The sequence below is a fragment of the Streptomyces asoensis genome (assembly GCF_016860545.1).
In the GTDB taxonomy this organism is placed as follows: domain Bacteria; phylum Actinomycetota; class Actinomycetes; order Streptomycetales; family Streptomycetaceae; genus Streptomyces; species Streptomyces asoensis.
Window position 1 is genome coordinate 322,482 of sequence record NZ_BNEB01000001.1, and the last position, 25,639, is coordinate 348,120.

Genomic DNA, 25,639 nt, shown 5'->3' on the forward strand with positions numbered 1-25,639 from the left:
CCGCCGTTCAGCGGGACGGGAGTTCGCGGCTCTGCGGGGGACCGTCCACGCCGTACCGGCGCCGCAGGTCCTCCGCCTCGGCGTCGAGTCCGGCGCGTTCGAGGATCTCCGTGAGGTTCCCGGCCGCCGTGCGCCGGTCGGCGTGTGTGTGCGGCGACTGCGCGCCGCACCGCTCGAACACGTGCAGCCCCTCCTTCCCCAGGGCCACCGCGTCCGCGTAGGACTCCAGGTCGGCGTGGTAGCCGGCCAGGTTCATGAGGGAGGCGGCCAGCCGGGGACCCCAGGCCACGAAGTTGTCCTGCGCCAGCCGTCCGCGCAGGTCGACGGCGCGGGTGCCGTGGAAGACGGCCGCGGTCAGGTCACCCGCTCCGGCCTGCGCGCGGGCGAGTTCGCTGAGCGCCTGGCTCAGCTCGGGCTCCAGCCCCCGGCGGCTCTTGACGAGCCTGTCCAGGATCTCCACGGCTTCCCGGCCCGCGGCCGACGCCTCGCCGCACCTGTCCTCGGCGACCAGCAGCCCGCACAACAGGGTCAGGGTGACCGCGAGTTCGGGCCGGTAGCGCTCGGGCCGGCCGGAGCCGAGCGTGCGGAAGATCGACGCGGACTGGACGGCGGCCGTCACGGCGTCGGGCCTGCCCGCGCGGTGCCGGATGCTCGCGGCGTTGCGCAGGGCGTGGGCGAGTTCCGGCTGGACGGGGACGACGCCGGTGGCTCCCCGCAGCACCCGCAGCGCCTCCTCCGCGGACCGCTCGGCGTCGTCCGACAGCCGCAGGGCGGCCTGGCACGCGGCGTGGGTGGCCAGGGCACGGCCCAGGTCCCGCGCGTGGGCGGACGGGTTGCGTTCCACCATGCGCCGCCACACCGCGACGGCGCTCCCGCTCTCGCTGAGCGCCTTCTCCCGTCGGCCGGTGCGGCTGCTGAGCCGGGCCCGGTGCTCGTGCTGCCGGGCCAGTTCGGGGCCCGAACCGGCGTTGCCCGCGTCGTACTCCGTGAGGCGTTCGGACAACGCGTCGTCGCCCACCTCCAGGTCCACGCCGCGCTCGGCGGGCATCCTGGAGCGGACGAGCCACAGCAGGTCCTCGTTGTCCGTGGCCAGGTCGGCCAGTGCGGCGAGGACGCCGCCGCCCGCCGCGACGGCCAGTTCGGGGTACTTCTCCAGCAGGGGGTAGAGCTGCTTGCGGGCGACGTGGTCCCAGCGCCGGGAGACCTCCACGAGGGTGGTCAGCGCGGGCCGTGTCCACGGGGGTGCCTGCGCGGTGTCCGGGTCGGGGGCGAGCAGGCGTTCCACGAACGTCCCGGCCGCCGGATAGCGGGGGTAGTCGACGCGGTGCCCCGGGACGGTCAGCGCGAGGAAGTCCTCCCCGAGCCGGTCGGGGTAGAGCGGTTCGAGGGTGGGGTCGCCGCCCGGGCCGTCGTCGGGTGCGGCGGGTGGCGGCGGGTAGCAGGAGGCGTGGTCGTCGGTGAGGTCCTGGATCTCCCGCTGCGACATCCCGAGCCGCGCCAGCGCCTGTTCCGCCTGGGTGTACGAGGGCAGACCGCCGGTCAGCGTGGCGACGAACACGGCGATGTCCATGCGCCGGGAGACGGGGGTGCCGCGCGTGCGGTCGACCGCCTCCCAGTGCAGGCGTTCGCGGCCCAGCAGGTAGCGCGAGACGTCCAGCGGGTCCGACGGGACCTCGTCCCCGTGCAGTTCGGCGAGCACGGCGACGAGCGCGGCCATGTGGACGGTGAGGACCAGGTCGTAGGCGGGCAGGTGCCAGTCGTGACGGCGGGGCGCCCCGGCCTGCGGACCCCGCGCCGCCTCGGTGGCGGTGCCGGGCCGGGTGGTGGTGCCGGGCAGGCCGGACGGCGGCCGGCCGAGGGCGGTGGCGAAGCAGGCGCGCGCCAATTGGAACTCGCGCGGCCGCAGTTCGGGCAGCGGGGAATGGGACCCGAGATGTCTGGTGTCGCATTCGACCCGTGGCGCGGTGAAGCGGCTGCGGACGGTCTGCCACCAGGTGCCGGTCTGCCGGGCGAGCAGCAGGATGCGGACGGGCGCGCCCCTGACCCTGCGGACCAGGTCCAGGAGGGTGGCCAGCACGTCGGCGTTCCAGCGGTCGGCGTAGTCGACGACGATCAGCACACCGCGCGAACTGCTCACCTCGAGCGCGGTGCCCTCGCCGTCGGCGAGGCCGTGGGGAAGATCCTGGTCGGTGAAGGCGCCGGTGCCGTCCCGGGAGGTCGCGTCGGGTGCCGCCCAGACTCCCCAGCCGTCCCGCCGCCAGGTCCTGGCGAGATGGTCGGCGAACCGCGTCTTGCCCTGGCCCCCGCCGCCGTGCAGCAGCCGGATGCGGACGCCACCGCCGCCGCGCCACCGCAGGAAGTCGGCCTGCTCCTCCTCACGGCCGTGGAAGTCGACCACGCCGTGATCGGCCCTGAGCAGCAGGCTGGGCTTGGCGCGTGCGTCGTCCCGGGTGAGCGATTCGCGGGTCCCGGGCCAGGCGACGAGACGGTGGGCCCCTCCCCCGCCGAGCCGGATGTCGCGCCCCGCGACCAGGACGACGCCGCGCCCGCTCACCCGGATGTCGTTCCGGTGTCCGGAGCGGCCGGCATGGCTCAGTCGCGCGTGTTCCAGTGAATGTCCCGAGCCGCCACCGCGGCCTGCGCTTTTCCCGTGACGGTCACATTATTGACATTGTTGACCACTCCGGTGGAGTTATTGAGCAGAGTGGTCAGTTCCGCACGCTTTCCCGGTTCCGAAACACCGGGCACGAGCACCTCGCGGATCAACTGCTCCACGTCGTCACGGGCGTCCGGGTGGTCCCGCAGCAGCGCGTGGAAATGGTTCTGCCAGTCCTCTTCCAGCTGCCCGGCGGGAAACGGGGCCTCCGGATGCACCCTGACCAGCTCCCCTTCCCCGCTCGCCTCGTCGAGGGCGGCGTCGATGACCCGCACCCGCCGGGGATGCACCCGCCGCCAGACATCGAGCACCCCGTCCCGCGACGCGGCCCAGGCATCCCCCACGATCGCGGAAACCAAGGCCGCCGCGGCAACCGTCACCAGTGGATCCATCACGCCCCCCGACACTTCCGTTGGATTCGGCACAATAGCCGATACCCATGAGAAGGACGAGACGATTACCGCGAATTCACACGAAGCTGTTTTCCGATCATTCTCAAAACAAAAACGATCCTACTAATTCAAGAGAAGCCAAAAAGCGCGGTCACGTCATCCGGCCCGAACGGTACGTGTCGAGCAGGCGCCGACCCGCGACCGTGAAGGGGTGCTCGGCGCCCAGGCCGCGTTCCCGTCGCGCGACGACGTCGGCCATCAGCTCGATCGCCTCGTCCACCCGGCCCAGCGCGGCCCGGGTACGGGAGAACAGCTGCCGGGCCGCGAGCACGATCGGGTACTCCGGCCCGAAGCGCCGCACATACGCGTCGGCGACCCGCCGGATCTCGCTGTCGGCCTCGGCGAACCGGCCCAGGACGTACAGCGCCCACGCGTGGTTGTGCCGGGCGCCCAGCGTCACGGTGTGGTCGGGGCCGAGGGACCGGTCGCATTCCGAGGGCAGCGTCAGGAGGGCGCCGCCCTCCTCGGTGACCACGTCGGCGGCGGGCAGCATCTCCAGCAGGCTGGCGCGGGCCCGCAGGGTCAGCGGATGCGCGGGCCCCAGGGCCGAGCGCCGTCCGGCGACGGTGGCGCGGAGCAGCGCGACGGACTCCTCGCGTCTGCCGAGGTTCGCCAGCACCAGCTGGAGGCCGTAGGAGGTGTCCAGGGTGTCGGGGTCATCGGCCCCGAAGAGTTCCCGCTGAGCGGTACGGACCCCGCGGAGCAGCGCCTCGGCCTCCTGGAACCCACCGAGCCGGAACAGCGCCCGCCCGGCCCTCGAACGGGCGGCCAGGACCGTGCGGTCGTCCGCGCCGAGCAGGCGCCGCGCGAGGTCCGCGGCGGTGCGGGAGGTCTCCCACGCCGAGAGGTAGTCGCCGGTCCGGTGCAGGGCGACGGACAGCCGCGTCGCCACGGCCAGGGCCTCGGCGGCGGCCGACGGCTCGCCGACGCGCCGCAGCAGGGCCAGCACATGGGGTACCAGCAGGCGCAGTCGCGGCTCGTGCGGCCCGGCGTCCGGTGCGCCGGGCACGGCCGCGTCGAGCAGGCGGACGGCCACCGCGTCGAGAGCGGGCGCCAGTTCGGCCGGGGTCGCCGCGCAGACGCTGTCGAGCAGGACGCCGTGGCTCTGCACGCAGCGCGCGCCGACGACGTCGACCAGCTCCGACAGCGACTGGTCGAGCAGGGCCCTCAGCGCCGTCTCGGTACGCGCCCGGGGAAGGACACCGCCGATGTCCTCGTGGTTGAGCAGGGCCAGCGGCAGGGGCTCGGCGGCGAACCGTGCCAGCAGTCTGAGCAGGGCGGCGGCTTCGGGCAGCCCGCGCGCCTCGAACGCGTCGAGGGTGAGCTGCCAGGTCAGGCCGACGAGACGTCGCGGGTCCGCGTCGGACAGCGCGTCGGCTCCCCGGTCGATCAGCTGGACCCGTTGGTCTCCGTCGAGCTGGTCCCCGTAGGCGTCCAGCGTCCAGGGGTCGATGACCTGGTGGGAGAGGAAGCCGCCTGCCAGGGTGAGGGCGAGGGGCAGCCGCCCGAGCCGGTCCGCGACCCGCGCCGCCTGCTCCGTCGTACCGGTGTGCGGCGCGAGATCACGCAGGACGAGCGCGGCGTCCTCCCGGGGCAGTACGCCGATGTACTGGAGCTCGGCGCCCGGCCACCACCGCGCCGCGGCTCGCCGGGTGGTCACCAGCACGACGCCGCGCGGGCTGGTGCGCAGCCAGTCGCCGTCCCGCAGGATCTCGGGCTCGTCGGTGTTGTCCAGGACCAGTAACCACGGTTCCGCGGAACGGTCGAGATACGTCCAGACGAGATCGGCGGCGGGTCTGAGGCCGTTGCGGGCGGCGAGCAGTTCGCCGTCGCTCGCCCCCCGGTCGGCGGCGACGGCGAGCATGCCGGCGCGCAGGCTCGCCCGGTCCGAGGCGTTGATCCACAGGCCCACCCGGCCCTGTCGGCCCTGTTCTCCCGTGACCTCCTGGAACAGGGCGCAGGCGACCGCCGTCTTGCCCGAGCCGCCCATGCCGTACAGCACGTAGACCTGGCCGCCGCGCTCCGCCTCGACACTCGCCCGCAGCCGTTCCATCACCTCGTTGCGGTCGCGCAGCGCGACGGGCGGCCGGCCGACCGCCGGGCGGCGCACCGAGTCCGGTCCGCCGTGCTCCGGGCGGTCACCGCCGTAGTGATGGTGCTCGCTGATGTGCTGGTCGCCCCGCGACTGGTAGACGCGTCCCTGGTCCTCGGCGTGCCCGTCCGTCCCGCCCGTCATCGCTCGGTGATGTGCTGGTCACGCCCGGCCTGGTAGACCCGGCCCTGCCCGGAGGCGGTGGCGTGCTGGGTGACCTGACGGGCGGCCGCGCCACCGGGATCGAGCCGGTCCAGCAGCGCGCGCAGTTCCTCGACGGCGGCGGGCCGGGCGACGAGCAGCCGCCGTACCGATCCCTGCCACTGGAGCCGCAGTTCGTCCAGGGTCTCCTGGTCGCCCGCCGCCGCGGCGGCCAGGACGTCCTCGTGCGCGGCCTCCAGTTCGGCGGTGACGGTCTCGGCGCGCTCGGGTTGCGTCCTGCGCCAGAGCTGGGCGAGCCCGTCACGCACCCGGTGCCACGCGTCGGTCGCCATCAGCGTGACCAAGGTGGCCCCCGCGCTCTGTGCGAGCAAGGTCACTTCTGAGTCCACAGCAGCCCCTCCGTTCACCCGATTTCCCTACCGCACAGATGAAAAATGCCGCCCGTCAGGCGTTGGCATGATTTTCTTCCCGATCAATATCATTCCAGCCCTGAGCGACATGAGACAAGGATGAATCAATCCTCGCCAATACCCCGGCGACCTGGTTCCGACACATCATCAGGCGGGCAAGTTGCACGTTACAGTGAGGCATCCTGACCGATCGAGGGGGCGACGGAAATGGCCAGGCCATGGGAAGCGGATCCGCACACAGGTTTCAAACAGCGTCTGGGAAAATCGCCCCAGGAACTCGGAATCACGACCGGAACTCCGGACTGCCCGGACATCTGGGAACTGGCCAACGGTGACATCGCCGTCATAGGCCGGGACCTCACCCGGTCACTGGGCACGAACCTGCCCGCCGGAGTCTCGATCGGGTCCGACGAGTGCCTCGTCGTCATCCCCAGGAACATGCTCATCGCGGCGAAGCCGGACATCCCCAGTGTTTGACTCCTTCCCCCACGGCCTCTCCGAACGCCTGGACCGCCCCGCCTACCACGCGGACCTGGGGCGGGTCTACACCAGCGGGATCGGCTTCCTCAACAAGCTGGAGCGCGGCCAGCACTTCCAGGAGCGCGGCTTCCCGAGCTGGGAGGCATTCGCCGACGGCGACTGGGAGACGGCGCTGTCCCTGGCCGAGGAGCGGCGCGAGGACTACGCCCAGGAACTCCGCCGGGCGGCGCGAGCGGGCGTGCGGCACCGCCGCCTCCGCATCGTGGAATTCCCGATCACGCCCTACGTGCAATGGGAGTTGTTCGTCCTGCGCGCACGGGTGGACGTGGGCGACGAGATCAGGATTCTCGACGCCGACGATATTTCGAACATCGAGCGGAGTCGCCCGGTACCGGAAGCAGTGATTCTCGGCGATGTGGTCATGTACGAGGTCATTTACGACGAGGACGGAAATGCGGCCGGGGCCAAGAAGTACACCGACCGCTCACTGATCCGGGAAACGAACGCCGGGTTCGATGCGCTCTATGAGCGGGGTGAGGGGTTCCACTCTTTCTTCGACCGCGAGATCGCCCCTCTGGCCCCGCCCCGGATGTCCGGAACTCCGACGGGCCTTCGGGGCGCGCGGTAACCGGAGTCAGGACCGAGGTTCCTCCCGCTTGACCACCGCGGTGGCCGCACCGTGGTCGTCGGCGTGCGCCATGGCGGCGAAAGCCTCGCCGTCCTCCACGACTTCGCCGTCGACGATGTCGTCGTCGTCCGTCACTCGGTACGACGGCTCCGCCAGCGGGAGGCCGGCGAGGTGCCTCTTCAGCCTCTTGGCCATCGGGAGGTAGGTCGCGAACGTGAGGCCGCCGGAAACGGCGGCCCCGACCAGGGGGATGGCCTTCGAGACGGTCTTCGCGAACGACTGCTTCGTCATCTGGACGCCGAGGTACGCCGCGATCTTTTTCACCATCGGGTAGACGACACCCTGGGTGAGCGCCTTCTGCGGCAGCTTCTTGGCGACCTCCTTCGACATCATCCCGGCGACCTTCCCCACGGCCGCGTTCGCCGACTGGGTACCGAACATCACGCCGAAGAACAGCGTGAGCACCCCCATGGTGGCGTCGTCGACGTCCTCGCCCTCGTCGGAGAACAGGTCGGGCCAGCTGTAGAGGTAGGCGAGCTTCTGCGCGATACGCAGCATGTGGCCGACGTACTGCGCCAGGTCGGCAGGCACGGTGGCGGGCAGGGCGAGGATGCCGGGTATCCCGGCGGCGGCGGAAAGCGCGCTGACCTTGCCGGTCTCGAAGCGGATGGAGTCGTTGGCCAGCTTGTCGAGAATCTCGGCGCTGATGCCCGCGGCGGCGGGAGTCTCCTCCGTCGCCCTCCGGATGTCCTCCTCGGAGCAGTGGCGGGCCAGCGCACTTCGGAGGTACGCCTCCCTGTGGATCCGCACGCCCGGAAGCTTCGCCGCCGCCCGCAGCACCGTGAAGAAACGCGATTCGGGGTTCTCGACCTCTTTACCCTGCTTCATGGCAGGAACCTACAATAGGTTCACGCTTCAAGGACCGCGCCGAACCAACTCGGTCGAGGCCTCGCCGCACGCGTGGCGGGACCCCGCCTGTCAGTGGGCCGCGAACTCGACGAACGCGGTCCAGGCCGTGGGACGTACGGCGAGTGCGGCGCGGGTCGTGTCCTTCGAGTCCCGGACGTGAACCCTGCCGGGACAGGCGGCGACCTCAACGCATTCGCCGCCCTCCTCACTGCTGTAGCTGCTCTTGCGCCAGGCCAACTGGTCTATATGCGGCAGACGTTCGTGCGCGTTCATGGCTCTCCCAGCAACTTCTCTATGTACGCCAATGATTCACGAGGCGTCAGGGCCTGCGCCCGGATGATCCCGTACTTGGCCTCAAGCGCACGGACGCGGTCCCGGTCCGTCTGCAAGCGGCTCACGTTCTGTACCTCGGCGTACGCGATCCTCTGCCCTGCCTTCGTTTCGATCAAGGTGAAGGGACCGGCCATACCCGCGTTCTCCTCACGATCGAGCGGCATCACCTGGATCTCGACGTTCCGTCGCTGTCCCATCAGGAGAATGTGCTCAAGCTGGCCACGCAGGACGCCCCTGCCTCCGATGGGACGCCTCAACACTGCCTCATCCATGACGAAGCTGACGAGCGGCGCATCACGGCCGGACAAGATCTCCTGCCGAGCCAGGCGGGCGCCCACTCGCTGTTCGATCAGGTCGTCGTCCATCGGCGGCCGCATCATCATGAAGATGGCCCGTGCGTACTCCTCCGTCTGCAAGAGCCCCGGCACCGCCTGGTTCGCATACACATGGAGTTCGACCGCCTCCGCCTCCAACCGTGCCGCGTCCCGGAAGAACGCCGGGTACTGGGCCCGAGCCACCTCCTCCTTGCTCGCGCTCAACACGCCGCCCCCATCCAGCACTTCATCGGCCTGGTCGATGAACTTCGGCGGCGGGATGCGTCTCCCCTGCTCGAACGACGCGATCGTCGAGGCGGAGTACCCGGTCAGCGACCCGAGCCTCGCGCGATCCATCCCCGCGCGGTCCCGGAACAGCTTCAACTGCCGGCCGAACACGCACAGCATGCCCGTCCCGACCTCGTACTCCGGCTGCTGACCCTCGTCGTCCACGCCGCAGCTCCTCTCGCACGACCACCCGGTCCGCCAACTCGGGCCCGGGCAACCGGTCACGCCCCACAGCGGGTACAAGCGCACCGCCGGCGCGTACAGCCCGTGCCCGTCGGTGCGTCACCCCTGGTCGACGCTACGCAGAGTCCCCGACCGTTGACCCCATGAAGTCAGCAAGTCCCTCGAACGGGCACATGCCACAGCCCCTCGCACCCGAACGCGAGTTCACCATGTGCTTCACCTCGACCCCGCGCGGTGCCCGCCTCGCCCGCCGGCTCGTCTCGCACCGCGTGAACGACTGGGGCCACCCCTATGCGACCCCGGTCAACGAGACGCTCACCCTCATCGCGGCCGAACTCACCGCCAACGCCGTACGCCACGGCCACGTACCCGGCCGGGACTTCCACCTCCGCCTCACCCTGGCCGAGGGCGTCGCCCGCATCGAAGTGACCGACTCCCGCGCCGAGAAGCGACCTCCGGCAGACCCCGCGGCGACCGACCCGCTGTCCGAGTCCGGCCGGGGCCTGCTCCTCGTCACCGCGCTCGCGGACGACTGGGGTGCGACCCCGCGCCGGGCAGCCCCGGGCAAGACCGTGTGGGCGCAACTGCGCGTGCGGCAACAGTGCCACCCGCGCACGCACCGGGAGGCCCCGAAACCGACGGACGTCGAACTACTCCTCGCTACGGCTTCACTGCTGCGCGACGACCTCGGATCACGGCCGCAGGACACCAGGCACGAAGGTCATCGTCGGTGAGTCCGTGCTCGCCCTAGCCTACGGGCGGAAAAATGCGCAGCCTCCACACAGCAAAGTCCATACGGAGTGCCGGGCCCGCGCCACCACGACATCCAAAATTGATCTCTCTCAACCGGTGTGTGCACTAACGTGGTTACCCGCTGCGCACCTTCCCGGAGGGTACGTCGGCGGTGTTCCAGGTGCCGGTCCACGGCGCTGAGCGACGAGTGGTCTCCACCGCGTCCTGCACGCGGTGTGACTGCGGATGCCCGGTAGGGCGATCCCTGCCATTCCCAGCTCACGCTCAGGAGTGGAAACCCATGAACCCCGTTGAGTACAAGCTTGCACGTCGTGACCGGCTTCGTCTGATTCTGGTCGACGTCACGGTGGGAGTCGTCATCAACCTGTTGGTGGCGGCCCTGACCGCGGCAGCACGCCTGGTCTTCTGACCGGCGAGGTGGCGGGCCCGGGAGAGCCCGCCGCCCCACATATCGGCGCCCGGGTCAGAAAAGGCGCATCTCTCCGGGCGGGGTGTCCTTCATCTGGCGATTCCTGCGACGGCGGCGTCCTCGGGCGGGACGGGGCAGATGCGGTTGCCGCGCCTGCTCCGGAAGGTTCTCCCAGGTGGGTCGCAGACCGTGGATCGCGACATCGCCGACGAGACCCTTCAGGTAGGCCCGGGTCTCCTCGTCCGTGGAGTAGAGCACGGTCGCCCGGCTCGCCCTGGTCATCAGCACGTGGTACGCGTGCCGGACAAGGCGCGCGAACTCACCGTCGTCCACGCTCTTCGGCTTCACCTTGGGATCGAACGATCCGGGAACGGCGACCCGCTTGACGCCCGTCTCCTTGTCCACCCGGTCCTTGCCCCGGCGGAACACCCAGCGGTCGCCCCGGCGCACCATGTCCTCGCCCATGATCACGCCGCACCAGTCCCACTCCAGGCCCTGCGCGGTGTACACGCAGCCGATCTGGCCAAGGCCGTTCTCGTGCACGGACCAGATCTTGGACGGCGGGACGGTCCTGTCCTCGCAGAAGGATTCGCTGTCCGCATTCCACGGCCGGTGCCAGTCGCCGATCCGGACGTCGGGTTCGAGCCGCTTCTCCTTGCCCAGGGGTTTCGTCCAGGGCCAGCAGTATCCGGCGACCATGCGCGCGGAGGCTCCCGCCCCGGCCTCGGAACGGATGATCCGCTCGAGTTCCTCGGGACTGTCCACGACCTCGACGTGCATCAGCCCGTCCGGGGTCCACGGCTCCGGCTCCGCGCCCGACACCCCGAGCGCACCCCGCACCCAGCGGATGTAGGCCTCGCTGCCGCCGCACCGGAACTGCTCCCTCAGGCGGTAACGGACCAGCTGGGCCTCGTAGCGTCGTGCCGCATCCTCCACCAGACCGACGGTGCCGACCTCCTGCGGACGTACGGACTGGCCTTCGTCGAGGAAGAACACCGTCAGGCGGGAGGCGTCGAGGAGTTCGTCCACCTGCGGTTTCGTGCCCCAGTCCTCGGGCTTCCAGAAACGGTTGGTGGAGCGGTCACGCAGACGGTGCGCCTCGTCGCAGATGAGTACGTCCAGGGGCGGGTCGGGTGGCGTGACGAAGTTACTGAAATAGGTGAAGGTCTCCTTGAACTCGCGGTCGCCGTAGCCGACGTGTTCCTGGAGGGCGCCGTTGAACGCTCTGCTGCCGCTCGCGTACTTCACCGTTCGGCCGTCGGCCTCCAGTTCTGCCTTGAGCTGGAGGCCGATGGCGCTCTTGCCCGTGCCAGCGCCGCCGGTGACCAGGAACACGACCCGTCGCTCGTCGGGGAGGAGTGCGGGCTGCGCCGGATCGGGAAGAACCTTGGCAGCCGTGTCGAGGATCTGGTCCGCGACCTTCTTCTGGCGGCCGCGCAGGGTGAAGACGGTGTCCTCACCGCTGGAACGGATCATGGCGTCGAGCAGTGGTGTGTTGCGCAGTCCCATACCCCGTAACAGGATCTCGGCCGCCGAGTCGGCTCCGTCGGCGGCGAAGCTGCTCTGCAAGTCCGACAGCAGCTGGGCGCGACGGTCGCCGGTGTAGACGCGGGCGTAGGAACCGGTCGGCGCGTCCACACCGACCAGCGGGAGGACCGAAGCGTCGGTGGCGTTGTGCAGGTAGGCGAAGCCTCCGCACTCGAAGTCCAGCCCGTGCAGCGGCCCTCTGACGCTCGTGAACGCCTCGTAGTATTCGCGCAGTTGCAGCGCGGGGTGCTTCTTGTGCCCCATTCCAGGGACATGCACCAGGTCCGCGGTGGCCCGTTCCACGCGGGTCACCGTCGACCATCGCTTCAGCTCGACGAGCTGGACGGACAGCCCGTTCTCCTCGGGATGGTGGCCGACGAGGACGACGTCGATGAGCCGCGGGTCCCCGGTGCGTTCCGTCTCGTCGAGCGTGGCCGCACACTCGACGACCATCTCGACGTTCCCGCGGTCGGCGGCGACCAGATCCTCGGCGAGATGCACCAGGCTCTCCGCCCAGGCGGAACGTTCGCTCAACGAAGCGTCCGTGCGCAGGAAGTGCTTCCACCTCGCGGCGAGATGGGGCACCATCCGGCGTCTCGAGTTCAGGTTCAGCAGATCCCGCGCTGCCAGTTTCAGCAGGAGCATGGACACGAGGGGTCCCCCAGGGCACGAGTGACTCGTGCGGGTGGGGGCGTGTCCGGTGGGGAAGCCCGTCGGGCCGCAATGACGTCTGGGATCTTAGGAAGTGACGTCCCGACCTGACGTACAGGACGCGGCAGTCGGCTGGAAGCACGGGGATCATGGCCGGATATCGCGTGATCACTGCCGCAGCAATGGCTCCTCGTTCGTGACGGGACGCGGCTCGGGACGGCCGGCCAGTTGCCGGAGCTTCTCCCGGGTCTCGGGATCGGTCGAGTAGACGATCGTGCCGACCATGCCTCGGGTCAGCAGCACCTTGTACGTGTTCCGGATCAGACGGTCCACGTCGGTGTCCGATACCGACTTCTTGAAGACCGGGTCCTTGGATGCGGTACGGTCCGTGATCCAGCGGTCACCCCGCCAGACCATGTCCGGTCCGATGATGACGCCGGACCAGTCGTACTCGAAGCCCTGCGCGGTGTAGACGCAGCCGATCTGCCCGAACCCCGCGGGGTCGGTGGCCCACAGCGCGGACGGGGGCGCTCCGGAGACCGACCGGTCCCCGCGCAGGTTCCACGGCCGGGCCCATCCCCCGATGACGACGTCGGGGGCCAGTGGGTCTCCGGGTTTCGGCTCGGGCGACCACCGCCAGCAGTAGCCGGCGGACATCCGGGCGCCGTACTTCTCGGCACGACGGGCATCGAGGAAGGCCTCAAGTTCTTCAGGGCTGTCGGCCACCAGCAACCGCATGCGATCGTCGGGCTCCCACACGACCGCCCCGCCAGGCTCCAGGCCGAGCAGCCGGACAACCCAGCGCAGGTAGGCGTCACTGCCTCCGCAACGGAACTGGCTTTCCAGGGGGACGACATGGCAGGCGATCCCCCGCCGGGCCGCAGCCTCACGGATTTCACCCTCGGTGCCCATCTCACCGGGACGTACCACCTGGTGCTCGTCGAGGAAGAAGACCGGTACGTGGGCGACGTCGATGAGTTCGTCGATCTGGGCCCTGCCGGTTCGCAGGGCCGCGCGGGTGTAACGGTTGGCGGAGGTCTCCCGGATGCGGTGCGCCTCGTCACAGATCAGAGCGTCGAGACTGTTCTTCTCGGTGGTCATGAAGCTGTTGAAGTACTTGAAGAGGTCCTGGACTTCGCGTTTACGGGAGCCCGCCACCTTGCGCATCGTCTTGGTGAACGACTGCGAGCCGGTCGCGTGAACCGCGGTCACGCCCCTCCGGTACAACTCGCCGAGCAGCTGAAGCGCGATCACGCTCTTCCCGGTACCGGGGCCGCCGGTGACGATGACGACTTCCTTGTGATCGGCACGCTTCGCCCTCTCCACCGCGTTGAGCACCATGCGGTAGGCGACCTGCTGCTCGTCGAGGAGGACGAACTGCTGTCGCTCCCGCACTTCCTGGGCCGCCACCGACATCAGTTGCTTCGACGGCACGGTGGCGCCCGCGAGCAGTTCGTCGGCCGCGCCGGCACCGGGGTGCTTGTCGCTCAGCCTGGTACGCAGGTGCTCCAGGAACGCACCGCGACGATCGCCGGTGAAGAGCAGTCCCCGAGCGTCGCGCTCGATCTCCCGTAGTCCCGCCACCCCGGACTCGGTCGCGTTGTGCAGAAAGGCGACCCCCTGGATCCGCTCATCGTGCTCGGCCAGCGCCCCGTTGAAGTCGACCAGGTAGTCGCGGTATCGCCGCACCTGCTCGATCGGATTGAGCACGGGGTGCGCGTAGGCGTCGACATGGCACAGAGTGGGGTCGTCTTCGTGCGGCAGAGCCTGGCTCCACTGCTTCAGCTCCACCACGACGTACGACGGCTCCCCGGTGACCGGGTGCACTCCGGCGAGGACAACGTCGGCCCGCTTGCTGTTCAGTGGGAGCGCGTACTCCAGCATGACCTCCACGTCGCCCAGGCCGGCGTCGTTGAGCGCGGCTGCCAGGACCGGAATGCTGCGCTCCCAGGAGCGCGTCTCCGAGTCGCCGGGCCGGTAGCCGTGCATGTGGACGAACTGGTCGATGAGGTGCAGGAACAGTGAACCGTCGAGTGCCATGACGGCGACCGTTTTCGCGGACGCGCGGAACAGCAAGGACTTCCCCCAGGCAGCACGAAGTGACTCGTGCGGGTGGGGGCGTGTCCTTCGAGACTCCACCGCAGTGGAGCGGAAGCCCGTCGGGCCGCATTGACGATGTGCCTGAGGGTACCTGGCGGTACTGCCAGTCGTTCCGGTGATCGCGATGGCAGCAGTCGGTGTGCTGCTGAATCGTCACGTGGCACGACCGGACACGGCCGGTTCCTGGAGACCCTGAAAGGGCGCATCCGCATGCCCGATAGGACACCGCGGTGAGAGCGGCAGACGAGTCGGGCTGTACGCCGGGTTCTGTCGCCCGGCTGCCTCGCGGCGGCCGGGGAGACGGCCATCCATCTAGGGCCGACGTTGCCGCCGGCCTCGTGCGGTCTACCCGGGGACTCGGGCGGGCAGCCCTCGAACGTCCTCGCAGAAACACCGGGGTGTTTCCTTTTGACCTTGCTCCAAGTGGGGTTTACCTAGCTGCCCAGGTCACCCTGGGCACTGGTGGTCTCTTACACCACCGTTTCACCCTTACCCGATGCCGGAGCGCCGGGCGGTCTGTTTTCTGTGGCACTGTCCCGCGGGTCACCCCGGGTGGCCGTTAGCCACCACCTTGCCCTGTGGAGCCCGGACGTTCCTCGGGAAGTCCCGTGAGGGACTCCACGCGGCCGTCCGCCCGGCTCGTCTGCCGTGGCGACCATGTTACCGGGCGCGCGTCGCTCTTCGGGCCCCCGGCCGCCTCGGGCAGCACGGCCACGCCCGGGGCCGGTGCGGCCCCGGGCGCGGGCGCCTCGTGCTTCGGGCCCGCGGCCGTCGCCAGGACCGAGCCCGCCAGGATCAGGGTGAAGGCGGCCAGGACGGCGGCGGTCAGGGGCTCGTCCAGGAACAGCGCGCCAGCCGCCACCGCGACCGCCGGGTTGACGTAGGTGATGACCGTCGAACGGGTCGGACCGATCTCCTTGATCAGTTCGAGGAACGCCACGAAGGCGACCGCCGTGCAGACGACGCCCAGGGCCGCCAGCGCCGTCAGGACCGGGGCGTCGGGCATCCGCGACGGCCAGGACACCGCGGCGGCCGGTGCGTAGACGAGCGCCGCCAGGGTCAGGCAGGGGACGATGAGATGGAGGGTGGGGACGTCCTTGAGGCGGCGGGCCGCGATCAGCGGGGCCGTCGCGTAGCCGATCACCGTCAGCAGCACCTCGCCCAGGGACCTCGCGTCGCCGCCGGTCAGATGCGGGACCGTCAGGACGGCCACCCCGGCGAGCCCCACCGCGAGGCCCACCGTCCGCCGTATGCCCAGCACCTCCGTGTCGCCCAGGATGCGCGCCGCCAGCACTCCGACGATCGGGACGCCCGCGACCAGCAGGCCGGCCGTCGAGCTGGACAGGTGGCGTTCGGCGTCCGTGAGCGTGAACCACGGGCCGATGATCTCGATGACCGCGAAGGCGAGCATGGGCTTCCAGTGGGCGCGCACCGTCCGGGCCAGACCCCGCTGCCGCAGCGCGAAGGGCAGCAGGAGGGCCGCGCCGAGCGCACATCGCGTGAACACGACCATGGACGGGGAGAGGTCCTCCACCGCCACTTTGATCATCAGGTAGGGGATGCCCCAGACCACTCCCATCAGGGAGAACAGGAACCAGCCGCGTGCAGTCATACCGGCAGTGTCGGGCCGGTCCCGGTCAGGCGTCTTGAACGCTGTTGCGGTAGGCCGCCGGGGTCACGCCCAGCACGCGGCGGAACCAGCGGGTGAGGTGGGCCTGGTCGGCGAAGCCCACCAGCGCGGCGACCTCCGCCGGACGCAGCCCCGACTCCAGCAGCCCGCGGGCCCGGGCCACCCGGTACTGGGCCAGCCAGGCGTACGGCGGCATCCCGGTCGTCGTCCGGAACGCGCGCAGGAGCTGGTAGCGGGACAGGCCCAGGTCCGCCGCCAGGTCGGCCAGCGAGGGCGGGGCGAGGAGTTCGTCGGCGAGGCGGGTGCGGACCGCGCGGGTGAGCTGTTCGGCGCCGGCGACCGTGTCGCACACCGGCCGGGCCGTCGAGTGGCGCCGGGCCAGGGCCGTCAGCAGCCACGGGAAACGCGACTCGGCCTCCAGGGGGTCGGGGCAGGCGGCAAGTTCCGTGTGCGTGCGGCGCAGCGCGGCGGCCAGTTCGGGGTCGTCGATCAGCGGCTCACGGAAGTGCGGTACGCCGCCGAGGGTGCCCTCGGCGAGGAGGGCGGGGCCCGCGTACAGGGCGCGGTAGGCGTAGCCGTCGGTGTCGTTGCCCGGGCCTCCGGTGTGGGTCTCGCCGGGGGCGAGCACCACGATGGAGCCGGGACCGGTCCTGATGTGACCGCCGCGGTAGGCGATGACCTCCGAGCCGCCCACGCAGACGCCGACGGTGAACTCCTCGTGGGCGTGCGGGGCGTAGACGTGCCGGTCGAAGCGTGCGGTGAGGAGGTCCAGGGGCGGACCGCAGCGGCCCAGCCGGGCTCTCGTCCACAACGCCTGTTCACGACTCATCCGCCCACCCCCGTGCGACCGTCCTGCGCCGTCAGCCCGTGCCGTCCGTCTGCGATGCCCGGCCCGCATGTGCCGTCCGGCAGGTGCAACGCTCCGGCGGTGCGGATCCATGCCCCGGCAACGGCTCCGGCCCCGGCGGGGGCGCCGGACCGTACGCCGTACGCTGTCGAGCAGAGCTCGATCGAAGGAGATTCACCGTGCTGGTCCTGCTGCCTCCCTCCGAGGGCAAGGCGTCGTTCGGGCGTGGCGCCCCGCTCAAGCCGCAGGCGCTCTCCCTGCCGGGACTCGGCGCCGCCCGCGAGACCGTCCTCGACGAGCTGGTCGAGCTGTGCGCGGCCGACGAGGACAAGGCGCGCGAGGTGCTCGGGCTGAGCGAGGGACTGCGCGGCGAGATCGCCAAGAACACGGAGCTGCGCACGGCGCCGGCCCGTCCCGCCGGGGAGGTCTACACGGGAGTCCTCTACGACGCCCTCGGGCTGGCCTCTCTCGACGCGGCCGCCAAGCGGCGCGCGGCCAGGTCGCTGCTGGTCTTCTCCGGTCTCTGGGGGGCCGTCCGGGTCACGGACCGCATCCCTTCCTACCGCTGCTCGATGGGCGTCAAGCTGCCTGGTCTCGGGGCGCTGGCGACGTACTGGCGCACCCCGATGGCGTCGGTGCTGCCCGAGGCGGCCGGACAGGGGCTGGTCCTCGACCTGCGGTCGGCCGCCTACGCGGCCGCGTGGAAGCCGACGGGCGAGGTCGCGGGGCGGACGGCGAGCGTACGGGTGCTGCACGCGCCGACGCGGAAGGTCGTCAGCCACTTCAACAAGGCGACGAAGGGCCGCATCGTGCGCGCTCTGCTCACGGCCGGGATCTCCCCGGCGGGTCCCGCCGAGCTGGTGGAGGCGCTGCGGGACCTCGGCCACGTGGTGGAGGAGAAGGCGCCCTCGGGGCCGAAGGCCGGAACGACGCCCTGGACGCTGGACGTGCTCGTGGACGAGGTGCACTGAACCGGGCCTCTTCACCGGGCCGCCGTCGGGCCACCGTCAGCCCATTGCAGCATTTGCAACGCCCTTTGCGCGTGGTGCACACCGGGGGCAGGATGAGGCGCATGACCTCACCCCTGCCCTCCTCTTCGGCTGCCTCCGTACTGGATCTGGCCCCGGTCGTGCCGGTGCTGGTCGTCGAGGACGTGGCCGACGCCGTACCCCTGGCGCGGGCGCTGGTGGCGGGCGGGCTGCCCGCGATCGAGGTGACGCTGCGGACGCCGGTCGCGCTCGACGCGGTCCGGGCGATCTCCGGGGTGGTCCCGGAGGCGGTCGTCGGGGCCGGGACGGTGATCACGCCCGCGCAGGTCACGGCGTGCGGGGAGGCCGGGGCGCGGTTCCTGGTGAGTCCCGGCTGGACGGAGGCCCTGCTGACGGCGATGCGCGCGTCCGGGGTGCCGTTCCTGCCCGGGGTGTCGACCACGTCGGAGGTCGTCGCGCTGCTGGAGCGGGGGGTGCGGGACATGAAGTTCTTCCCCGCGCAGGCCGCGGGCGGTACGGCCTACCTCAGGTCGCTGGCCGGGCCGCTCCCCCAGGCCCGTTTCTGCCCGACCGGTGGGATCGGCCCCGACAACGCGCCGGAGTACCTGGCCCTGCCCAATGTCGGCTGTGTGGGCGGGAGCTGGATGGTCCCCGCGGACGCGGTCGCGGCCCGGGACTGGACCCGCGTCGAGCGGCTGGCGCGGGCCGCCTCGGACCTCAGGGCCGCAGGTGGGACGTGTCGTTGAGCAGTCGGACGCTGGCGTTGCCGTCCGCGTAGTAGGCCACCGCCGACACCGAGGCGGCCGACAGTTCCATCCGGAACAGCGACTCGGGCGGGGCTCCCAGGGCGAGGCGGACGAACGTCTTGATCGGGGTCACATGGGTGACCAGCAGGACCGTGCGGCCCGCGTACCGCGCGACCAGTCTGTCCCGGGTGGCCGCGATCCGGGTCGCGGTCGCCGCGAAGCTCTCGCCGCCGCCGGTCGGCTCGGCCTCGGGGTCGGCCAGCCAGGCGTTCAGGTCCTCGGGGTGGCGCTCGCGCACCTCGCCGAAGGTCAGTCCCTCCCAGGCCCCGAAGTCGGTCTCGATCAGCCCGTCCTCGACGGTGACCTCCAGCCCGAGGCGGGCGGCGACCGCACCGGCGGTCTCCCGGGTGCGGGCGAGCGGGGAGGCGAGGATGTGCTGGATGGTCCCCCGGCGGGCGAAGGCGGCGGCGACCCGCTCGGCCTGCTCCCTGCCGACGTCCGACAGCGAGGGGTCGGTGCCGCCGCTGCCGGAGAACCGCTTCTGCGGCGTGAGCGGGGTCTCGCCGTGCCGCAGCAGGACGAAGGTGGCGGGCGCCCCGAGATCGGGTGCCGCGCCCCAGCCGACGGACGGCGTGACGCCCGGCCCCCCTTCCGCTGCCCGGCCCGCGTCAGGCGCCGGGCCCGCCACAGTGACCGCAGCCTGGGCGGCGACGGCGCGGACCGCGCGGCGGTCGGCGCGGGTCTTTGTCGCGTCCTCCCCGCCACCGCTTCCCGCCGCCCGCCCACCGGCGGCATCGGCGACCGGCGCGACCGGCACGGCCGACGCGTCCTCCGTGGCCGATGGGGCCGGGTCCGAGGCGGTCGCCGGGTCCGAGGAGGGAGTCGGGGCCGCGGAGGGAGTCGGGGCCGCGGAGGCGGCCGGGGTCGGGCGGGAGCGGGTCAGGGCCTCGCGGGCCTTGGCCGCGCCCGCCGCCGCGTCGCCGGGCGGAGCGGCGGGCTCGGGGACGGCCGGGGTCTCACGGACGCGGGCGCCGAGCCCGGCCCGCGAGGCCGACGCCTCCCACTGCTCGCCCCGCTTGCCCGCGTCCATCGCCTCGTTCGCCAGGCGGTCGGCGTGCTTGTTCCGCTCGCGGGGGATCCACTCGTACGTGACCTGTGCGGCCGGAAGGACGTGTGCCGCCTCCGCCGCCAGCGGCTTCATGTCGGGGTGCTTGATCTTCCAGCGGCCCGACATCTGCTCGACGACCAGCTTGGAGTCCATGCGCACCCGCACCGTCGCCGACGGGTCGAGTTCCCGGGCGGCGCGCAGACCGGCCACCAGCCCCCGGTACTCGGCGACGTTGTTGGTGGCCACGCCGATGTACTCGGCACGCTCGGCGAGCGTCTCCCCCGTCGCCGCGTCGATCACCACGCTGCCGTAGCCCGCCGGACCCGGGTTGCCCCGTGACCCGCCGTCGGCCTCGACGATGAACTCCCGCACGACGTACGCCCCTTGCTGCCGCTGTCGTTACCGCTACCGCTGTGGCTGCCGGTCGGCCGGTCGGCCGGCTACAGACCCGACTCGGACGTGCGCACGAGGATGCGACGGCAGTTCTCGCACCGCAGGACCGTGTCGGACGGCGCCTTGCGGATCTCGGCCAGCTCGGTGATGGCGAGCTCCTGACGGCACCCCTGGCAGGTGCGCTGGTAGAGCTTGGCCGCGCCGACGCCGCCCTGCTGCTCGCGCAGCTTCTCGTACAGCTTGAGCAGATCGGCGGGCACGCTGGCCGCGACGACCTCGCGCTCCTTGGCGACGGTCGCGGCCTCGCCGTCGAACCCCTCGACGGCCGCGTCCCGGCGCGCGAGCGCGTCGTCGATCCTGCCCTGGACGGAACCGACCCGCTCGGTCAGCTCGGCGGCCCGCTCCTGCGCGCTCTCACGGCGCTCCATGATCTCCAGGACGACGTCCTCGAGGTCGCCCTGGCGCTTGGCGAGGGAGACGATCTCCCGCTGGAGGTTCTCCAGGTCCTTCGGGGAGGTGACGGCCCCGGAGTCCAGCCGCTGCTGGTCACGGGCGGCGCGCTGGCGGACCTGGTCGACGTCCTGCTCGGCCTTGGTCTGCTCGCGGGCGGTGTCGCTCTCCTCGGTCTGCGCGGCGACGAGGAGGTCGCGCAGCTGCGTGAGGTCCTTGTTCAGCGACTCGATCTCGGCGTGCTCGGGGAGGGACCTCCTCTTGTGCGCGAGCTGCTGGAGTCGGGCGTCGAGGGCCTGGACGTCGAGGAGTCGGATCTGGTCGGCGGGCGCGGCGTTCAGTTGGGGGCTCCCATTGAGCTAGAGGTGGTGTTGGACGCCGCGTGGGCGGTCCAGGGGTCGGTGACCGCGGCGGAGACATGGACCCTGAGGCCCCATCCCCGCCGGTCGGAGATCTCGTCGAGCTGGGCGGCCGCCAGCTCGCACCAGGGCCATTCGGTGGCCCAGTGCGCCGCGTCGAGCAGCGCGAGAGGTGAGTGGGCGCCGTGGGCGCGGTCCGCGATGAACTCCGACGCCGGGTGGTGGCGCAGGTCCGCGGTGAGGAAGGCGTCGACGCCGGCCGCGCGGACGTGGTCGAAGAGGCTGTCGCCGGAACCGCCGCTGACGGCGACGGTCCGCACGAGGGCCTCCGGGTCCCCCGCCACCCGGATTCCCTGCGCGGTGGCGGGCAGCCGCTCGGCGGCGCGGGCGGCGAACTCGCGGACGGTGAGCGGGTGGTCGAGCTCGCAGACGCGGCCGAGGCCGCGCCGCCCCTCGGGGTCGCCCGGGTCCGGCACGAGAGGCCGCAGGACCCGCAGGTCGAGCGCGCCGGCGAGGGCGTCGCTCACCCCGGGATCGGCGGTGTCGGCGTTGGTGTGGGCGACGTGCAGGGCGATGTCGTTCTTGATGAGGGTGTGCACGACGCGGCCCTTGAAGGTGGAGGCCGCGACGGTCGTCGTCCCGCGCAGGTACAGCGGATGGTGGGTGACGAGCAGGTCGGCCCCGAGCCGCACGGCTTCCTCGACGATCTCCTGGACGGGATCGACGGCGAACAGGACCCGGGAGACCTCCTGCCCGGGGTCGCCCACGACCGTGCCGACCGCGTCCCAGGACTCGGCCCGCTCGGCGGGCCACAGGGTCTCCAGCGCGGCGATGACTTCAGACAGACGGGGCACGGGGAAAGGCTACCTGGCCCTCCCACGAGGACCTACCGGTGCCGTCGAAGCGGCGGGGACGGCCGGGGCGGCCGTCCCCGAATCGACGGCTGGACGACGGGAGGACGACGGGAGGACGACCCGAGGAGGATGCACACGCTTTCCGCGCCCCTCAGGAGAATCGCTTCTGCACCACTCTTACGAGGGAAGAAGACCGCTCGGCGGTCCCGCGTCCGCGCGTACGAAAACTAGCTTCGTCGCCGGAGGTGACGCACGATGACGATGCCGGCCTGTGCGATGGAACCCACCGCGGCGGACGGCGGGGGCTCCGGGGACGGTGCTGCCGCGCCCGCGCCGTACGCGGCGGAGCCCACGGCCCACACGCCCCCACCGGACCACGCGACCGCGGCGGCCCGTGCGGTCCCGGCCGACCACGCGGCCCCGGCGGCGGGGCGTGGGTTCCCGGGGGACCTCGCGGCTCCCACCGCCCGCGTGACCTCGGCGGACCACCCGGCTCCGGTGGCCTCGGCGACGGGTTGGGTCCCGGCGGACCACCCCGTCCCGGCGGGCCACGCCACCCCGACGGAGGGCGCCGCCCCGGCGGGCCACGCCACCCCGGCGGCCCGGGCGGTCCCGGCGGGCCACGCGGCCCCCACCGCCCGCGTGACCTCGGCGGACCACCCGGCTCCGGTCGCCCCGGCGACGGGTTGGGCCCCGGCGGACCACCCCGTCCCAGCGGGCCACGCCACCCCGGCGGAGGGCGCCGCCCCGGTGGGCCACGCGGCTCCGGTCACCCCGGCGACGGGGTCGGTCCCTGCGGACCACCCAGTCCCAGCGGGCCACGCCACCCCGACGGAGGGCGCCGCCCCGGTGGGCCACGCGGCTCCGGTCACCCCGGCGACGGGGTCGGTCCCGGCGGACCACCCCGTCCCGGTGGGCCACGCCACCCCGGCGGAGGGCGCCGCCCCGGTGGGCCACGCGGGCCCCACCGCCCGCGTGGCCCCGGCGGAGCGCGCCGCACCGGTGGGGCACGGGCGTTTGCCGGATCCTGCCGCTCCACCGGAGCCGGCGGTCCCGGCGGCTCGCACGTTCCCGGTGGACGGCACCGCCCCCTTGCCTGCGGCGGCGGTCCCGGGGTACCGCACAGGCCCGACGGACCCCGTCATCCCGGCGGAGCCCACCGGTCCGGCGGAGGCCACCATCCCGGTGGACCGGCCTGCCCCGGCGGAGCCGCGCCCCGCACCGGACCGCTGGGGCCCGGGCCCCTTCTCGGTCCCCGCGGCACATGAGGGCACCGAGGGACGCGGGTTCGCCGTCGCGGAGCACTACCCGGCCGCCCCGGACCAGCCCGTCAGGGAGGACCACCCGGCCGCCGGGGACCAGCCCGTCGCCGCGCACTACCCGGCCGCCCCGGACCAGACCGTGCGGGAGGGCTACCCGGTCACGCCGCCTGCCCCGGCCGCCCCGCTCACCCCGGGCACGCCGGTCGCGAGGTACTTCACCCGTACCGGGGGACGGCCCGCCACGGGGGGTCGGCCCGGGCGGGAGGCCGGGTGTGTGATCGCGGCCGGAGGGGCGTACGGTGCGCGTCTCGCCCGGGACGGGGACTCCTGGTTCCCCGAGCGGTGGACGCTGGACGGCCCCGAGCCGTACGCCGTGCCGCTGCCCGGCAACCAGCCCGAGGAACCCGGCACGGAGGTCCAGCCGATGGCCGACGGCCGGGTGCTGATCCGGCGGACGGCGGACGGGCGGCACGCCTTCTCGCTGCTGTACCCCACCGGACCCGGCACGGGTGAGCTGCCGCTGGGCGCCGTCGAGTGCCCGGACCCGGGAACCCGGCTGCACCTGCTCCCGCCCGCGCCCTGCGGACAGCGCGCGTACGCCCTCGCCGTCGGGCGGAGGTCGACGGACGTGTGGCTGGTCGTGGGCGGCGGCTTCGGCCCGGAACACCTCGCCGAGATCCCGGGCCGCTGCTCGGGCGGTGTCTGGCTGGACAGTACGGGCCGCATGCTCGCGCTGGACCGGGAGACCGGCGGCCGCACCAAGGCGGTCGTGGTCGACCTGGAGCGCGGCGGCGAGGTGTCCCCGCTGCTCCAGATCGCCGCGGAGAGCGACGACCGTCTGCTGCTCGCCGACCCCGACAGCGGGCTGCTGCTCGTCAGCTCGGACGCGCCCGCGCCGGGCGAGCCGCGCCTGGGCTGGGGGGTGCTGGGCAGCACGCTCCCGGTGCGCTTCCCCGAGTCGCTGCACCCACCGGATCTCACCCTGACCCCGTTCGCGAGCCAGCCCGGCCAGGCGCTCGTGCCGGAGTCCTGCGCGGTCGCCTTCCGCATCGACGGCCCCTCGGGCACCTGGGTGGGCGTCTGGCGCCCCGCCGACCGCCGGCTGCACCAACTCGCGCCCCCCGATGGCTGGTTGGCGGGCAGTGGGCTGTGGACGGCGGAGGGCGTCCTGCGTCTGCCGTACGCCACGCGGGCGGAGCCGTGCGGGGTGGCGCCGCTCACGCCGCCGCCCGCGGCCCCGCCGTCGCCCGCTCCTCCGCACCCGGAACCGGGGAGTCCGGCGTCCTGCGCGCCCCGCCCGGTCCCCCTCCAGCAGGCGCCGCTCGGCCGACTTGTAACGAAGTAGTCGCGGTTGGCGTGGTCTCCTGGATCACCCGCTCCATGTGCCGGATAAAATCGCCCGGCTGTAAAGAAAGATCATGTTGACGGGGTGAATTCTTCCGATGAGCGACACAAGCACGCGGCTGCCGCTGTCCGCCGACTCCCAGGAGACGGCCGGACCCGGCCGCCACCGTGGTCCGGTCTCGTCCCAGGACGGTGACGCGGCGCCGCACGGCCGGCACCGCAAGCCGGCCGAGAACAGGGCCGACAACCGGGCCGAGGCGACCGTCTGACGGTCGGTACACCGCAGGACCGCCGAAGGGGCTCCGCTCGTCCGTGGACGAGCGGAGCCCCTTCCGCGTACGCCGCCTCAGTGCGGTTCCTGGCCGCCCCGCCGCAGTCCCAGCACTTCCGCCGCCGCGAACGTCTCCCCTTCGGGGCGGTCCGCGAAGTGCGCGCCGAGGACGTCCGCCAGCTCCTCGTAGGAGAACACGTCCTCCTTGCTGTCGAACTGCGCGCGCACCCGCGGCCGTTCGACGACGGCGACCATGCCGCCGTGCACGACGAGCAGCTGTCCGTTGACGCGGGCGGCGGCCGGTGCGGCCAGGTAGCCGACCAGCGGGGCGACGTGCTCGGGCGCGAGGGGGTCGAGGCCGCCGTCGTCCGGCTGCGCGAACCCGGCGAAGACGTCCTGGGTCATCCGGGTACGGGCGCGCGGGCAGATCGCGTTGGCCGTCACCCCGTACTTGGCGAGGGCGAGCGCCGTGGAGGTCGTCAGGCCGACGATCCCCCCTTTGGCCGCCGCGTAATTGGGCTGTCCTGCCGAGCCGGCCAGGTACGCCTCCGAGGAGGTGTTCACGATCCGGCCGTACACCGGCGCGCCCGCCGCCTTGGACCGCTCGCGCCAGTGGGCGGCGGCGAACCGGGTCGTGTTGAAGTGCCCCTTGAGGTGGACGCGCACGACCGCGTCCCACTCGTCCTCGGCCATCGAGAAGACCATGCGGTCGCGCAGGATGCCCGCGTTGTTGACCAGGATGTCCAGCTTGCCGAACGCGCGGACCGCCGACTCGACGAGTTCCGCGGCCTGTCCGAAGTCGGCGACGTCCCCGGTGTGGGCGAGCGCGGTGCCGCCGGCCGACCGGATCTCGCGCACCACGTCCTCGGCGGGTCCGGCGGACGCCTCGCCCGAGCCGTCCCGTCCGGTCCGGCCGTAGTCGTTGACGACGACGGCCGCGCCCAGCCGCGCGAGTTCCAGTGCCTCGGCCCGGCCGAGCCCGCGCCCGGCACCGGTGACGATCGCGGCGAGTCCTTCGAGTGGCCTTGTCATCCGGGCG

The 25,639-nt window shown here is 72.2% G+C and carries 22 protein-coding genes, 1 other RNA gene and 1 pseudogene; 8 read left to right on the plus strand and 16 right to left on the minus strand.

The genetic code is table 11. The features are described from left to right. Positions 1 to 7 precede the first annotated feature (7 nt). From Saso_RS01395 to Saso_RS01410, 4 genes are all read right to left on the minus strand, one after another. Positions 8 to 2,554: a hypothetical protein gene (locus tag Saso_RS01395; protein ID WP_189917165.1), complete on the minus strand. Its 2,547-nt coding sequence runs from the start codon at positions 2,552 to 2,554 to the stop codon at positions 8 to 10. A 38-nt stretch (positions 2,555 to 2,592) separates the two neighbouring features. Continuing rightward, positions 2,593 to 3,048 (minus strand): hypothetical protein, encoded by a 456-nt coding sequence (locus Saso_RS01400; protein ID WP_189917167.1) that lies wholly within the window; start codon positions 3,046 to 3,048, stop codon positions 2,593 to 2,595. A gap of 151 nt (positions 3,049 to 3,199) precedes the next feature. Then, positions 3,200 to 5,344: a tetratricopeptide repeat protein gene (locus Saso_RS38710; protein WP_189917169.1), complete on the minus strand. Its 2,145-nt coding sequence runs from the start codon at positions 5,342 to 5,344 to the stop codon at positions 3,200 to 3,202. Continuing rightward, positions 5,341 to 5,751, minus strand: a complete 411-nt coding sequence (locus Saso_RS01410; protein WP_189917171.1) for a hypothetical protein — start codon at positions 5,749 to 5,751, stop codon at positions 5,341 to 5,343. Before Saso_RS01410 ends, Saso_RS38710 begins: the two co-directional genes overlap by 4 nt. Before the next feature lie 228 nt (positions 5,752 to 5,979). On the opposite strand from Saso_RS01410, the gene Saso_RS01415 reads away from it, so the two are divergent. Together Saso_RS01415 and Saso_RS01420 are read left to right on the plus strand one after the other, a co-directional pair. Next, positions 5,980 to 6,249, plus strand: a complete 270-nt coding sequence (locus Saso_RS01415; RefSeq protein ID WP_189917173.1) for a hypothetical protein — start codon at positions 5,980 to 5,982, stop codon at positions 6,247 to 6,249. Beyond that, on the plus strand, positions 6,242 to 6,880 hold the full coding sequence (locus Saso_RS01420) for a DUF6879 family protein (RefSeq protein WP_189917175.1): 639 nt from the start codon (positions 6,242 to 6,244) through the stop codon (positions 6,878 to 6,880). Before Saso_RS01415 ends, Saso_RS01420 begins: the two co-directional genes overlap by 8 nt. A 6-nt stretch (positions 6,881 to 6,886) precedes the next feature. Here Saso_RS01420 and Saso_RS01425 read toward each other — a convergent pair whose 3' ends face one another. From Saso_RS01425 to Saso_RS01435, 3 genes are all read right to left on the minus strand, one after another. Further along, positions 6,887 to 7,768: a hypothetical protein gene (locus Saso_RS01425; protein ID WP_189917177.1), complete on the minus strand. Its 882-nt coding sequence runs from the start codon at positions 7,766 to 7,768 to the stop codon at positions 6,887 to 6,889. A gap of 90 nt (positions 7,769 to 7,858) precedes the next feature. After that, on the minus strand, positions 7,859 to 8,062 hold the full coding sequence (locus Saso_RS01430; RefSeq protein WP_189917179.1) for a DUF397 domain-containing protein: 204 nt from the start codon (positions 8,060 to 8,062) through the stop codon (positions 7,859 to 7,861). After that, positions 8,059 to 8,889 (minus strand): helix-turn-helix domain-containing protein, encoded by an 831-nt coding sequence (locus Saso_RS01435; protein ID WP_189917181.1) that lies wholly within the window; start codon positions 8,887 to 8,889, stop codon positions 8,059 to 8,061. Before Saso_RS01435 ends, Saso_RS01430 begins: the two co-directional genes overlap by 4 nt. A gap of 191 nt (positions 8,890 to 9,080) precedes the next feature. Here Saso_RS01435 and Saso_RS01440 point away from each other — a divergent pair, with 191 nt between their 5' ends. Together Saso_RS01440 and Saso_RS38100 are read left to right on the plus strand one after the other, a co-directional pair. Further along, the gene (locus tag Saso_RS01440) at positions 9,081 to 9,641 is read left to right on the plus strand and encodes an ATP-binding protein (RefSeq protein ID WP_189918472.1); all 561 of its coding nucleotides are present in this window, start codon (positions 9,081 to 9,083) and stop codon (positions 9,639 to 9,641) included. Positions 9,642 to 9,940: 299 nt separating this feature from the next. Then, a complete protein-coding gene (locus tag Saso_RS38100; RefSeq protein ID WP_229900976.1) occupies positions 9,941 to 10,069 on the plus strand; it encodes a DUF6408 family protein in 129 nt (42 codons plus the stop codon). Positions 10,070 to 10,123: 54 nt separating this feature from the next. On the opposite strand, the gene Saso_RS01445 is transcribed toward Saso_RS38100, so the two are convergent. From Saso_RS01445 to Saso_RS01465, 5 genes and pseudogenes are all read right to left on the minus strand, one after another. After that, a complete protein-coding gene (locus Saso_RS01445) occupies positions 10,124 to 12,241 on the minus strand; it encodes a DUF2075 domain-containing protein (protein ID WP_189918474.1) in 2,118 nt (705 codons plus the stop codon). 174 nt (positions 12,242 to 12,415) lie between these two features. Further along, positions 12,416 to 14,323 (minus strand): DUF2075 domain-containing protein, encoded by a 1,908-nt coding sequence (locus tag Saso_RS01450; protein ID WP_189917184.1) that lies wholly within the window; start codon positions 14,321 to 14,323, stop codon positions 12,416 to 12,418. Between the two features lie 264 nt (positions 14,324 to 14,587). Continuing rightward, positions 14,588 to 14,989, minus strand: an RNA gene (gene rnpB, locus Saso_RS01455) — RNase P RNA component class A. Positions 14,990 to 15,179: 190 nt separating this feature from the next. Next, positions 15,180 to 15,959, minus strand: a pseudogene (locus tag Saso_RS39015) (DMT family transporter); the annotation flags it as partial. Positions 15,960 to 15,984: 25 nt separating this feature from the next. Further along, the gene (locus Saso_RS01465) at positions 15,985 to 16,806 is read right to left on the minus strand and encodes a helix-turn-helix domain-containing protein (protein ID WP_189917186.1); all 822 of its coding nucleotides are present in this window, start codon (positions 16,804 to 16,806) and stop codon (positions 15,985 to 15,987) included. Between the two features lie 197 nt (positions 16,807 to 17,003). Here Saso_RS01465 and yaaA point away from each other — a divergent pair, with 197 nt between their 5' ends. Together yaaA and eda are read left to right on the plus strand one after the other, a co-directional pair. Continuing rightward, the gene (gene yaaA / locus Saso_RS01470; protein ID WP_189917188.1) at positions 17,004 to 17,795 is read left to right on the plus strand and encodes a peroxide stress protein YaaA; all 792 of its coding nucleotides are present in this window, start codon (positions 17,004 to 17,006) and stop codon (positions 17,793 to 17,795) included. Positions 17,796 to 17,896: 101 nt separating this feature from the next. After that, a complete protein-coding gene (eda, locus tag Saso_RS01475; protein WP_189917190.1) occupies positions 17,897 to 18,559 on the plus strand; it encodes a bifunctional 4-hydroxy-2-oxoglutarate aldolase/2-dehydro-3-deoxy-phosphogluconate aldolase in 663 nt (220 codons plus the stop codon). On the opposite strand, the gene Saso_RS01480 is transcribed toward eda, so the two are convergent. From Saso_RS01480 to Saso_RS01490, 3 genes are all read right to left on the minus strand, one after another. After that, positions 18,531 to 20,039 carry a bifunctional RNase H/acid phosphatase gene (locus Saso_RS01480; protein WP_189917192.1) on the minus strand — a complete coding sequence of 503 codons (1,509 nt, stop codon included), beginning with the start codon at positions 20,037 to 20,039 and terminating at the stop codon, positions 18,531 to 18,533. The genes eda and Saso_RS01480 overlap by 29 nt on opposite strands. 68 nt (positions 20,040 to 20,107) lie before the next feature. Further along, a complete protein-coding gene (locus Saso_RS38895) occupies positions 20,108 to 20,851 on the minus strand; it encodes a zinc ribbon domain-containing protein (RefSeq protein WP_189918476.1) in 744 nt (247 codons plus the stop codon). Next, a complete protein-coding gene (locus Saso_RS01490) occupies positions 20,848 to 21,723 on the minus strand; it encodes a Nif3-like dinuclear metal center hexameric protein (protein WP_189917200.1) in 876 nt (291 codons plus the stop codon). Before Saso_RS01490 ends, Saso_RS38895 begins: the two co-directional genes overlap by 4 nt. A gap of 1,536 nt (positions 21,724 to 23,259) precedes the next feature. On the opposite strand from Saso_RS01490, the gene Saso_RS01495 reads away from it, so the two are divergent. Further along, entirely contained in the window at positions 23,260 to 24,330 is a 1,071-nt protein-coding gene (locus tag Saso_RS01495) for a hypothetical protein (RefSeq protein ID WP_372442395.1), read from the plus strand. A gap of 97 nt (positions 24,331 to 24,427) precedes the next feature. Next, the gene (locus tag Saso_RS01500; protein WP_189917203.1) at positions 24,428 to 24,598 is read left to right on the plus strand and encodes a hypothetical protein; all 171 of its coding nucleotides are present in this window, start codon (positions 24,428 to 24,430) and stop codon (positions 24,596 to 24,598) included. 77 nt (positions 24,599 to 24,675) lie between these two features. Here Saso_RS01500 and Saso_RS01505 read toward each other — a convergent pair whose 3' ends face one another. Then, positions 24,676 to 25,632, minus strand: coding sequence for a 3-oxoacyl-ACP reductase (locus Saso_RS01505; protein WP_189917205.1), 957 nt, complete (start codon positions 25,630 to 25,632; stop codon positions 24,676 to 24,678). Positions 25,633 to 25,639: the final 7 nt, after the last annotated feature.